Annotated in this window: 13 protein-coding genes; all 13 read right to left on the bottom strand. The window is 29.4% G+C overall.

The genetic code is table 11. The annotated features are described in order from the left end of the window. Positions 1-6: 6 nt before the first annotated feature. The 13 genes from J2S18_RS11650 to J2S18_RS11590 all read right to left on the bottom strand — a co-directional run bounded on the left by J2S18_RS11650 (position 7) and on the right by J2S18_RS11590 (position 12,254). Positions 7-1,014, bottom strand: a complete 1,008-nt coding sequence (locus J2S18_RS11650) for a LacI family DNA-binding transcriptional regulator (protein WP_307487096.1) — start codon at positions 1,012-1,014, stop codon at positions 7-9. 41 nt (positions 1,015-1,055) lie between these two features. Next, positions 1,056-3,059 (bottom strand): heparinase II/III family protein, encoded by a 2,004-nt coding sequence (locus J2S18_RS11645; RefSeq protein ID WP_307487095.1) that lies wholly within the window; start codon positions 3,057-3,059, stop codon positions 1,056-1,058. An 88-nt stretch (positions 3,060-3,147) separates the two neighbouring features. Continuing rightward, positions 3,148-4,167, bottom strand: coding sequence for a sugar kinase (locus J2S18_RS11640; RefSeq protein WP_307487093.1), 1,020 nt, complete (start codon positions 4,165-4,167; stop codon positions 3,148-3,150). Between the two features lie 6 nt (positions 4,168-4,173). Next, the gene (locus J2S18_RS11635; protein WP_307487091.1) at positions 4,174-4,806 is read right to left on the bottom strand and encodes a bifunctional 2-keto-4-hydroxyglutarate aldolase/2-keto-3-deoxy-6-phosphogluconate aldolase; all 633 of its coding nucleotides are present in this window, start codon (positions 4,804-4,806) and stop codon (positions 4,174-4,176) included. 1 nt (position 4,807) lies between these two features. Beyond that, positions 4,808-5,587: a 2-dehydro-3-deoxy-D-gluconate 5-dehydrogenase KduD gene (gene kduD / locus J2S18_RS11630; protein ID WP_370873847.1), complete on the bottom strand. Its 780-nt coding sequence runs from the start codon at positions 5,585-5,587 to the stop codon at positions 4,808-4,810. 10 nt (positions 5,588-5,597) lie between these two features. Further along, on the bottom strand, positions 5,598-5,882 hold the full coding sequence (gene yajC, locus J2S18_RS11625) for a preprotein translocase subunit YajC (protein WP_307487090.1): 285 nt from the start codon (positions 5,880-5,882) through the stop codon (positions 5,598-5,600). A gap of 5 nt (positions 5,883-5,887) precedes the next feature. After that, complete coding sequence (locus J2S18_RS11620; protein ID WP_307487089.1) at positions 5,888-6,298, bottom strand: PTS sugar transporter subunit IIA; 411 nt, start codon at positions 6,296-6,298, stop codon at positions 5,888-5,890. A 45-nt stretch (positions 6,299-6,343) separates the two neighbouring features. Beyond that, complete coding sequence (locus tag J2S18_RS11615; protein WP_307487162.1) at positions 6,344-7,156, bottom strand: PTS system mannose/fructose/sorbose family transporter subunit IID; 813 nt, start codon at positions 7,154-7,156, stop codon at positions 6,344-6,346. Continuing rightward, the gene (locus tag J2S18_RS11610) at positions 7,146-7,940 is read right to left on the bottom strand and encodes a PTS mannose/fructose/sorbose/N-acetylgalactosamine transporter subunit IIC (RefSeq protein ID WP_307487087.1); all 795 of its coding nucleotides are present in this window, start codon (positions 7,938-7,940) and stop codon (positions 7,146-7,148) included. The genes J2S18_RS11615 and J2S18_RS11610 overlap by 11 nt, the downstream gene beginning before the upstream one ends. A gap of 76 nt (positions 7,941-8,016) precedes the next feature. Further along, on the bottom strand, positions 8,017-8,511 hold the full coding sequence (locus J2S18_RS11605; RefSeq protein ID WP_307487086.1) for a PTS sugar transporter subunit IIB: 495 nt from the start codon (positions 8,509-8,511) through the stop codon (positions 8,017-8,019). 17 nt (positions 8,512-8,528) lie between these two features. After that, on the bottom strand, positions 8,529-9,719 hold the full coding sequence (locus tag J2S18_RS11600; RefSeq protein ID WP_307487084.1) for a glycoside hydrolase family 88 protein: 1,191 nt from the start codon (positions 9,717-9,719) through the stop codon (positions 8,529-8,531). Between the two features lie 23 nt (positions 9,720-9,742). After that, positions 9,743-10,573, bottom strand: a complete 831-nt coding sequence (gene kduI, locus J2S18_RS11595) for a 5-dehydro-4-deoxy-D-glucuronate isomerase (protein ID WP_307487082.1) — start codon at positions 10,571-10,573, stop codon at positions 9,743-9,745. 295 nt (positions 10,574-10,868) lie between these two features. Further along, positions 10,869-12,254 (bottom strand): uracil-xanthine permease family protein, encoded by a 1,386-nt coding sequence (locus J2S18_RS11590; RefSeq protein ID WP_307487080.1) that lies wholly within the window; start codon positions 12,252-12,254, stop codon positions 10,869-10,871. Positions 12,255-12,355: the final 101 nt, after the last annotated feature.

Here is a 12,355-nt window from a genome sequence, read left to right as displayed (position 1 = left end):
TAAGTTTTATTTTTTTAGGTTTGTTGATTCATTCCAGTTAATATTACAAGGAAAAATTAATGACTTAGAATCCTCTTTACATTCTTCTATCATATCAATTAAAATCCTTGCTGCATATTTTCCTTCTTCATATGTAGGCTGAGATATTGTGCTAATGGTAGGAGTTGCATATCTAGTCCACTCCCAATCATCAAATCCTATTAATCCTACATCATTTGGTATATCAAATTCTTGAGTTTTTATATAATCATAAGTTCTTTGAAGAACCTTTCCATTAATGGCAAAAATCAAGTTCTTTTTATTTAAATCTAAATTTTTTCTTACTGCTTTTTCAATATCATCTGACTCAATGTTATTATCTATTACTTCAACTTTATAGTTTATATTAAGTTTTTCTAAAGTATCTATAAAGCCATTTTTCCTCTCAAGTCTAGCCATTAAAAGATTAGGATCTTCTGTTATAAGAGTAAAATTATTATATCCTTTTTCAGCTAAATTTCTTACTGCTTCACTTGTAATATGATAATTATTTGTTTTTACGAAATTACCTTTAAACTCTTCATCAACAGAATCTAGTAATACTAATTTCTTTCCTCTAGCTTTTATCTTATCTATAAGCTTTGAAAATTTTGCAGTAGCTTGAACTATAAATCCATCTGCTCCCATATCTAGCATTCTATTAATATACTCTTCTTCATATTCAAAATCAAAATTACTGCTTCCAACAATTATTTGATAATCTTCTTTTCTTGCTACTTTATCTATTCCTTTTACTATAGTGCTACTAAATGGATTGCATATGTCAGCAACTACTACACCTATTAAGTTCATTTTTTTAGAGGTTAAACTTCTAGCCACAATACTTGGGCTATAATTTGTCTCTTTTATAACTTCCTCAATTTTGGCTTTTGTTTCCGCAGACATTTTTTCAAACTTTCCATTTAAATAAAAAGATACAGTTGTCTTTGAAGTTCCTGCCATGTCTGCTATGTCTTTAATTGTCACCTTTTTCATTATATTCACTCCTAAATCGGTTTACTGTCCTTTATAAATTATTAAGATTTCATCCTAATTCTAATGTAAGTTTCTCCAACTTTATGAAGAACTACAACTTTTCCATAAATAGGAACATCTTTATAATAATAAATTTTTCCTCCTTTATAAGTTTCTTTATTGAATACTATAACAATATATTCTTCATTATCAGATATGACAAATTCTTTTACTATAACTAAATCTTCATCTATTTTCTCCAAATTATTAAATTGATGTATTTGTCCGCTCTTCATTTTTATAGGACTATTTATAATGATATCATAATTCACATTAAAATTGTTGAATTTTATTTTTTTTACTATTTTTGAATTATTAGTAACTTCGTTATAACATTTTGATATTAGTCCATTTTTTCTTTCAAACATTTCCTTACTATATAACTTTAAAATATCTCCATTATTATCTAAGGAAACTTCTTTTTCATTAATTGAAACCTTAACTTCATTATCCAAGTTATATATACTTTCTAAAGTATGATTTCCACTGCACTTTACATCATTTACAATAAGCCAAATTCCCTTATTTATATATAATACCTTCCTATTTATTAAATAAGGTGTTCCATCCTTTAATGTAGATGTATAAGGCATTTCAACATAACTTATTCCATCTTTACTTTCAAAATAATTTTTCATAGAATCACCATAACTATGGTAGCTCCATGATTTATTTGGAACTCCATGGGGATCCCTATCTATAACACAAACATTATGTGCCTTATAGGATTTTAAATATTCTCTTAATGGATCTTCCTCTACATAAGTATATCTACCACAATCAACTATATATGGTTTACCATTATGATGAATTGATATATGTCCTAAATCAACATGACCATGACTGCTACCTAATGTGCCATTTTGAAGATAAGTAAAATTACTATTTTCATTAAAGCTATCCCTTAAATAAATATTTCCTGAATCTTTGAATATTTTATTTATTTCCTCTGGCTCTCTTTTATTTATCCTATTAAATTTTTCGTAGCCTTTTTTCCCTAAAGACCATATACTCATTAAATCCATATCTTTAAAGGCTGCCCCTTTTAAAAGTTCATTATTAAATAAAACTGCCCCTTTAACTATAACATCTCTAACATCTGTTACATCGCTATCTCCTTGTGCTTCTTGACTTGAATTTGGAGCTTTTGAATACATTAAGTATTCAATCATGCTATTAATTTTTTTATTAAAATCTTCATCTAATTTTAAATTTAATTTTTGACTATAATTAATAAGCTTCATTGAACAATTTATAACTTCCACATGATACATTAAAGATTGCTCCCAGTGAGATCCATCATCAAATACTTGCATTTCTATTTGAGTATATAATTCACTTTCTGCCCATTTTTTAAGTTCCTTATCTTCAAAAAATTCATCAAGCCATAAATATATAGATACTATTGAAGTTGTTTGTAAAACTCCCCAATTACTTAATGTATACTTCCCAATATAGGCATCTTTTAAATACTTAACTTGTTCTTTTATACTTAGTACTATTTTTAATATTTCATCATCATTTAACTTATTCTCACTTATTAAGTGTATTAATATTTCAATCCAAGCTAAACATCTTATTCCTGTATCTATAGTTCTTATTGTATTTCCACCTTTTATAGTAATTTCATTATTATCTATCCAATTAAATATAAACCATTTTAATTTCTCAATATATTTTTCATCTTTTTCTATATAATAAGCCATTAAAAGTTTATTTAAATATTCATGTCTATTAAGCATAAATATCCACTCATTATCACCATTTGGAGTATAGTTCCAGTTAAGTGGCTCTATTTTATATGGAATATTACATTGTTCCATATCCCAAGTATTATCAAATACAAATGAATTGTTAAGTAAAAGATTTGCTCCTATTAACTTTTTTTCATATTCTTCCTTTGTATTTTTTTCTATATAATCAATAACAAACTTTTTATCATATTCATTAAAGTAATTTTCAACTCTATCTTTTAAAACCCTTATTTCCTCACCATATTTTTTCATATATAAATCCTCCTAAACTTTTATATTATTTATAGTTTAGAAAAAGCTGCAAACAAGTTTCCTTGCCTGCAGCTTTTCTAGCTAGAACTTATCTATTTACACTACCTAAATTTTTATTACTAATTAAATTATTTACTTCATTAATCTTTGCTAAACTTACATCACCTTTTTGTGCATGTTTTAAAACTGCTGTAGCTATTCCAAATTCAACAACCTCATTTTTATCCTTTACATTATCATCTAATAATTGTCTAAGAACACCTGTTGCAAAGGCATCTCCACCACCAATTCTTGAAAGCATTTGAAATTCATACTTTGGTGATCTATAAATCTCTCCATCTGCAAATAATATTCCTGTTAAAGAATGAATATTTAATGAGTTTGCCTCTCTAAGAGTTGTAGCTACATACTTAACTCCAAGTTCTTCGGTCATATATTTAAACTTTTCTTTTAATACTAAGTCAGTAACAGCATCTTTTGAAGGATCTAATACTTTAAAGTTTTTTGTATCTTTTGTAATCCATCCAAAACATACATAGCTATCCTTAACTATAGGCTTTAATATTCTAACAAATTCATCATAATCTTTAAATAACTTAGTTCTGTAATTTAAGTCTACACTAACTTTAACTTTTCTTTTCTTAGCTTCATCTACAATTGTAGTTGCTAATTTTCTTGTTTTCTCTCCAAGTCCAAAAGTTATTCCTGAAACATGAAGTAGCTCTACATCTTGAAATATGTCATCAAAATTAAAATCTTCTGCATTTAATTCAGTAATTGAAGAATTTTCTCTATCATAAATTACATTTGCGCTTCGTGCACCATATCCTTCTTCATAATAATATAATCCAAGTCTATTTCCTTTTGTTATTATATTATTACAATCAACCCCATATGACATAAGAAAGGCTTTTGCTGAATTTCCTATTGTATTATCGGGTACTGCTGATATCATACTAGTTTCTACCCCTAAATTTTTAAGACCTATTGCTACATTAGCTTCTGCCCCGCCAAAACATATGTCAAGGTTTGTAGCCTGATCTAATCTTAAATTATTAGGTGGAGTTAATCTCATTAGTAATTCTCCTAAAACTAAAACCTTCCTCATTTTTAATTACCTCTTTATATCTTTTACTAATTTAATATATTTTTCTGTTTCTTTTTTAATTTTTTCTGGATCTTTTAATTTTGTTATAGCACTTCCTATACTAACAACTTCAGCTCCATACTTAAACCATTCACTAATATTATCATAAGAAACACCACCAGATACCATAACTCCAATATCTTTAATTGGTGCCTTAATATCCTTAATTATTGAAGGTTTAAAGGCAGATCCTGGGAATAACTTAACAATATCTGATCCCCATTCTCTAGCATCTAAAATTTCTTTAACTGTAAAACATCCAGGTATATATGGAACTCCATATCTATTACACATTATTGCAGTTTCCTTGCTAAAACATGGACTTACAATAAATTCAGCACCTTTTAATATTGCAACTCTAGCTGTTTCTGCATCAAGTACAGTACCTGCTCCAATTACAACATCTTCATTTTTATCACTAACTAAAGTTTTTATTACTTCATCTGCATCTTTAATTGTAAATGTAACTTCTACCACTTTACATCCACCATCTATAGCTGCTTTAGCTGCATCTATTCCTTCTTTTGCAGTATCTGCTCTTAAAACTAATACGAAAGCTTCTTTTTCTATACTATTTAATCTACTAATCTTCTTAATCATACTATCTTACTAACCATCCACCATCTACAGCGATAACGTGTCCATTTATATAGTCTGATGCTTTACTTGATAAAAATACTACTGTTCCCATAAGGTCTGAAACTTCTCCCCATTTTTCAGCTGGAATTCTTCCAAGTATTTCAGCATTTCTCTTTTCGTCAGCTCTAATTGGTGCTGTGTTAGCTGTCTTAATGTATCCTGGTGCAATTGCATTTATTTGTACATTATGCATTGCTAATTCATTAGCAAAAGCACGAGTTATTCCAACAACTCCATGTTTTGAAGCTGTATAAGGTGGTACAAACTTTCCACCTTGGAATGATAACATTGAAGCTATATTAATTATTTTTCCATGTCCTTGTTCTACCATTACCTTTGCAACTTTTCTTGAAAGATAATAAACAGCATTTAGATTAATATTCATAACTGCTTCCCAGTCTTCATCCTTATACTCAAGTAGAGGTGCTCTTCTTATAGTTCCAGCATTGTTAACTAATATATCTATTTTTCCATATTCTTTTAAACATGTATCAACTACTTCATTAATAGTTTCCTTTTTAGTTAAGTCTCCTTTAACAAAAACTATCTTTCTTCCTGCACCTTCAACTAGTTCTTTTACTTCTTGTACATTATCATCAAATGAAGTTACTAATAAATCTGCTCCTGATTTTGCTAATGCTTCAGCATAGGCCATTCCAAGTCCAGTATTTCCACCAGTAACTATAGCTACCTTACCTCTTAAATTGAAAAAATCTAATGAAAATTCTTTTAAATTGTTCATAATAAACCTCCTATTGTTCCTTTAAAGCTCCAATTATACTAGCTTTATCTATTTCTATTACTGTTTTTTCTGCTATTTCAAGCTTTACTATGTTTTTATTTATTCCTCTTATTCTTCCATAAATTCCTGATATAGTTACTATCTTATCCCCTATTTTTAAAGAAGAGAGAGCTTTTTCTCTCTCTTCTCCTTGTTTGGCCATTCTTTTTTTATTTATTAATGGCATAATCATAAGAACTACTACTGGATAAGCTGCAAATAATACTATTAACCATATAACTAATTTATTATCCATATTATTTAAGCTAAATCCTTTCTGCAGATAACTGATGCCATATCTCTAACGCCCTCTAATGAAGATCCAATTGTTTCTCTAATATCTTCATCAGTACTAATAACTACTGTTTTCATAACTATATCAAGTATACATCCAACTGATACTCCACCTATAACATACTGATTGTCACTTTCTTCGTTTAAAAGTACTTCTCTTGAAGTTATTTGGAAAGGTGCTCCCCCTGTAATATCAGCGAAAATTATTAAATCTTTGTTTTCTTTAACATATGCATTTATTTTTTCAGTAAATTGTTCATGTGTTAACTCTTCACTTAAATTTATAGCATCTATATTTTCGTCTACTCCAGTTAATAATTTTATAGCTGATTTTGTTCCTGTTGGGTATTCCCCATGTCCTACAATTAAAATCTTCATATATTCTACCTCTCTATCTACTACTATTGTGTTTATTTTTCTTAATTATGCTATTAATCCTAGAGCTGATCCTACAACTCCTAATACAATTGTTAATCCTACAACATGGTAAGTTGTCCATTTACGTTTTTTAATTAAATAGAAAACTAAAATTGTAAATAATGCTGGTAACAATGCTGGTGCTATTTTATCTACCATTTCTTGAATAGCAACTATCTTTTCTTTTCCATCTGGCATTGCTGCTGCATATTTAATTGGAATTGAAATCTTAACGAATGATACTGCAAGTCCTGAGATAACTGTAACACCTATCATACTAGCGATTTTTGAGATTTCTCCCATTTTTTCACTTAAAGTTTCAATAACGCTTGTTCCTAATTTATATCCCCATAAACCGGTTAACAACTTAATTGTAAGTAATATACCATTCATTGCTAAGAAGAATAGTAATGGTCCTGCTACTAATCCATCTTGAGCTAGTGATGCTGCAATTGTTGAGAAAAGTGGTGCTAAACAGAATTGTGATAAGGAATCACCTATACCAGATAGTGGTCCCATAAGTGCCATTTTTATACCTCTGATTTCATCAGCAGGTGTGTCTGATTCAAGCATTACTAGGTGTAAACTTGTTATAAATGGTAAGAAATGTGGGTTTGAATTGAAAAACTCAACATTATCATTTAAAGTTTCCTTTAAGCCATCCTCATTATTTTTATATATTTTCTTTAAAGCTGGATATAAAACATTTGCATATCCAAGTCCTTGATAATTTCCATAGTTAAATCCATTTTGTAAGAAATATGATCTTAGGGATGTTTTAACGTAATCACTCTTTTTTAAAACTCTATTAGATGCCATCTTCAAATACAACCTCCTCTTCTTCATTTCCTCCATTTGATCCACCGTTATGTTTAATTCTGAAGTATTCCATTAAAGCGAACATTGTTCCAATGAAAGCTACTCCCATTACTGGTAGATGTAAGTAAGCTACAGCTATATATCCAAGTAATACAAATGGTATTAATTCTGTCTTTGCCATAACTGATAAAATCATTGCAAATCCTACTGCTGGTAACATTTTACCTGCAACTGAAAGTCCTGTTATAAGCCATGCTGGTATAAGTTCAATTACCATCTTTAAGCCTTCTGCACTATATGCACCTGCAAAGCCTATTATAAATCCTACGATTGCAAATACTACTATAGTTGCATTTGCTGCTATTCTAAACTCTTTAAAGTTTTTCTTTTCTAAACCTTTACTTGCAAAAGCAGTTAATCCTGTTGCAAATGTATAAGTTGCTGTAATTAAGAATTGGAATGCTACTGCAAATGGGAATGATAATGCAAGAGCTGTTCCAGGAGTCATACCTTGTCCCTTCATAGTTATTGCCATTATTGCACCAACTATTCCAGGTCCCATTGGGTTTGGAGGAACTGTTCCACCTGCTCCAACACCGAATCCCATAAATGCTAGTTCTCCAACAGCACCCATTGCAAGTCCAGTAGGAATATCACCAAGAATAATTCCTACTCCAAATGATAAAATAATACATCGATTTGTATAAATACCTAATAACATACCTGATAAACAAAATGCTGTCCATAAACCTATCAAAGTACATTGAAAAATTGATATTTCCATTATTATACCTCCCATAATAAATTATGTTTATTATTACCTCCTAAAATTTCTTTTAGGAGGATTTTTTCATATTAAATTAATCTAAGTATTTTGTTATATCAACTTGAACTGCTCCGTCATTTCCAGATGGTGTAGTTTTTGTATTAAATATAACTCCATATTTTTCTGATAATTCTTTAAGAGCTTTTTTATCTTCTTTTCCTAAATAAATTGAACGAGTAACTTGCTCTTTTCCTTCAGCATTATGAATGTTTCCTAAATTTATTTCCTTAACTGGAACTCCACCTTCAACTAGCTTTAATGCATCTTCTGGAGTTTTGCAAACTATAAACATTTTTTGCTTTGGTGATGCTTTAAATATTACATCACAAGTGTGTTGTATTGAGAAAAATCTCATTGCAACTGACTTAGGTACTACTGTTTTCATTAGAGTTTGTTGAATTTTATCAGTACTAGCTTCATCATTAGCAACTATTACTGTATTAACTCCTAATGCATTTAACCACATTTGACCTTGTCCATGGATTAATCTTTGATCGACTCTCATCATTTCAATATTTGGTGTGTTCATTTATATCTCTCCTCTTTTTACCAATATAATTCCCAATCTGTATAAAATCTTATTAAAGCTTCTAAGTAATAATAGTCTCCCCATATATTACCTTCGTCTACTCCTTTACCTGAATGCCATGAATAAACTCCGTGTAATAAAACCGGTTCACCTTCCCCAATGTTAGGGTTTGTATAGTTTTCTATTAATGATCTTAGTATTGTATGCATTGCATATTTGTAAACTTCCTTATCACTATCAACTTCTGGAAGATACTTATTCATTTCATGCATACCACATACTGCAATGGCAGCTGCTGATGAATCTCTTGATTGATCATCTCCATCATTAAATATTAGATCCCAATAACAAATATTATCCTTTGGTAATCTATTTAAGAAGTAATTTGTCATTCCTTTATAAAGGTTAAAGGCATGTTCATTTCTTGTACTCTTATAATTTAATGGTATTCCATATACTCCCCATGCTTGTCCTCTTGCCCAAGCTGAATCATCATTATATCCTTGTCTAGTAACTCCCTTAATTGGTGTACCATCTTCTGGATTCATATAAAAAGTATGGAAAGCTGAGGCATCATCTCTAATTACATAGTTACATGCTGTTTCGAAATGGTTTTCAGCAACTTGTCTATATTTTGCATCATTTGTTTCATCTGTTGCCCAGTATAATAAAGGAATATTTAATAAACAATCTATTATAAATCTATAATGATCTTTATTTCCAAGTTCTCCCCAAGCTTGAATAAACTTTCCTTTTTCTTGATATCTTGTAATAAGTTTATTTGCTGCTTTTATTGAAGCTTCCTTTGCAATTTCTGATCCTGTTAACTTATAAGAACTAACACAAGATAATGAATAAAGGAATCCTAAATCATGGTGATCTAATTCAATATCCTTATCAACTCTATTTTTAAATGATAAAACATTTTTTTCAGCAAGTTCTTTATATTTATTTTCTCCTGTATATTCGTAAGCAAGCCATAATAATCCAGTCCAAAAACCATCTGTCCATTCTATGTTTTCAATAATTGGATATTTGTTTTCCTTTGTTGCTGAATATGGGAACTTATCTTTAAAGTATCCCATATTCACATCAATTTGCTTAATAACCTTTTCTATAGCTTGTTTAACTTCATTTTTTGTTAGGAGCTTTGTATTTAAAAATTCTTCTCTTTTTTTAATTGGTTCAACATTTATATTTTTAATCATATCTCTCTCCTACAATTAAGCTATTATTTTAATGTATCCATTGATATATGGTCCATATCATCAAAAGTTTGGTTTTCTCCACACATTCCCCAAATGAATGTGTAATCGCTTGTACCAACTCCAGCATGTATTGACCAGCTTGGTGATATTGTTGCTTGTTCATTCTTCATTACAATATGTCTTGTTTCTGTTGGCTCTCCCATTAAGTGGAATACTCTTGTATTTTCATCCATATCAAAGTAGAAATAAACTTCCATTCTTCTTTCATGAGTGTGACAAGGCATTGTGTTCCAAGCACTTCCTTCTTCTAATACAGTCATTCCCATTAATAATTGACAGCTTTCGCATACATTTGGATGAACATATTGATATATTGTTCTCTTATTAAGACTTTTTGCATCTCCAAGCTTAACTGGATTAGCTTTTTCTATTTCAATCTTAACAGTTTTATATTCTTTATGAGCTGGAACTGAATTTACATATAATTTTGCAGGATCTTCTGGATTTACTGATTTAAATTTAACTTCTTTATTTCCTTTTCCTACATATAATCCATCTCTTTTATTTAATTTATATTCAACACCATCAATAGTTACTATTGCAGCTCCACCTATATTTATTAATCCAAGTTCTCTTCTTTCTAAGAAATAGTCAACGCCCATTCCCTTACCTGCTTCAAGAACTAGTTCTTTATAAACCGGTTTGATACCTCCAAATATTATTCTATCAACATGACTATAAGTTAATTCAATATTGTCATCTACAAATATCTCTTCAACTAAATAATGTTTTCTTAATTCTTCTGTATCATATTTTTTTGAATCCTCTGGATGATTCGCATACCTATAATTCATAATTTCCTCCTTAAAGCTCTACTTAGTAAACCGTTTTTTATAAACCGTTTTACTTAGCTTATGACTATATTATATTTAGTTCTGTAAACATTGTCAATATATATTATACATATTTTTTTTAAATCCTGTACATTTTTTTTAATTTATGTATTCGTTTCAATTTTTTAATACATATTTTGTATTTCAATCAATTTAAAGGAATATTCTTTTTAAATTTTACTATGATTTTATAAAAAAGCATAAATAAAACTCTAGATATTTAACCTAGAGTTTTATTTTTATATTTCATTTTAAATTATACTTGTAGCTCATTCATATTTTCTTTATATTCTTCTTCTTTTTCCTCTCTTATTATATCAACCATAGGATCTTCTTGTTCTTCTTTAAGAACTTTATTTAAAATAAGTGCCACAATAGTTCCTGTTGATATTCCTGATGAAAAAATCATTTTAATTCCTTCTGGAAGTTGTGCTATAAATTCTGGTCTAAAGGTAACTCCAAGACCTAATCCAATTGAAGTTGCAATAATCAATAAATTTCTATTGTTTATTTTTATACTACTTAAAGTTTTTATACCAGCTGCTGCTATTGTTCCAAACATAACTATTCCTACCCCACCTAAAACAGGTTGTGGCATAATATTTATAAGTGCTGCAAATTTTGGAAAGAATCCAAGTAATACTAAAATTATTCCAGCCATCATTGCAACAAATCTACTACCATTTTTAGTAAGAGGAATTAATCCAACATTTTGACTAAAAGTTGTATTAGGGAAAGAACCTAAAAATCCAGCAATTAAACTTCCCACTCCATCTGCAAGTACTCCCCTTTGTATAATTTTATTTTCTGCTTTAACTTCTGTTACTTCACATATTGACGCTAAGCATCCAACTGTTTCTATAACAGTAACAAAATACGCTGGAATAAATGTTAATACATATTTCATGTTAAAATCCATTCCATATCCTAAAATGTTAGGAAGTGCAAACCAACTTGATTCTCTTACTAAAGTAAAATCCACCATACCTAATGGAATGCATATAATATATCCTACAGCCATTCCTATAAGTATTGATGCACTGCTTATCATTCCTTTTCCGTATCTATTTAAAAGTAATGTTATTATTAATACAAGCATTGCAATAGAAACATTTTTTAAATCTCCATAATTTGAGCTTCCTACTCCACCAGCTGCCCAATCAATTGAAACTGGTAGTAAAGTTAATCCAATTAAACATACAACTGTTCCTGTTACAATTGGTGGAAATAATTTCATTAAAGGTTTTATAAAGAAACTTAATATAAATTCTAATATTGATCCTAATATAGTAGCTCCAATTATTCCTGGAAGTCCTGCAACAGACCCTACTGCAATTGATGGTGCAACAAAGGTAAAATCCGTTCCCATTACACAAGGTACCTTTGCTCCAAAAGGACCAACTCCCCTTGATTGTATAACTGTTGCAATTCCAGATGCTAAAATTGAAGCGCTAAGTAAAGCAGTTGAAATAACTCCATTAAATCCTAGTGCATTTGATATTACAAGGGGTACTGCAATAATCCCTCCAAAGGCTGCAAAAATATTTTGAAATCCTAAAAGTATTTGTGCGCCTAAACTTGGCTTATCGTCAATACCATAGATAAGTTTGTACTCATTTGTACTTTCTTTGCTTTTTTCCATTTACTTCATTCCTTTAAAATATATTTATCACTGCTCTCATATTTTTAATTTTATAAAAAAAAACGCCTCAAATTAAATTTGAGGCGAATGATTTTAATAGT

It is taken from the genome of Eubacterium multiforme (assembly GCF_030813415.1).
In the GTDB taxonomy this organism is placed as follows: domain Bacteria; phylum Bacillota; class Clostridia; order Clostridiales; family Clostridiaceae; genus Clostridium; species Clostridium multiforme.
This window is presented reverse-complemented; position numbering and strand designations above follow the sequence as displayed.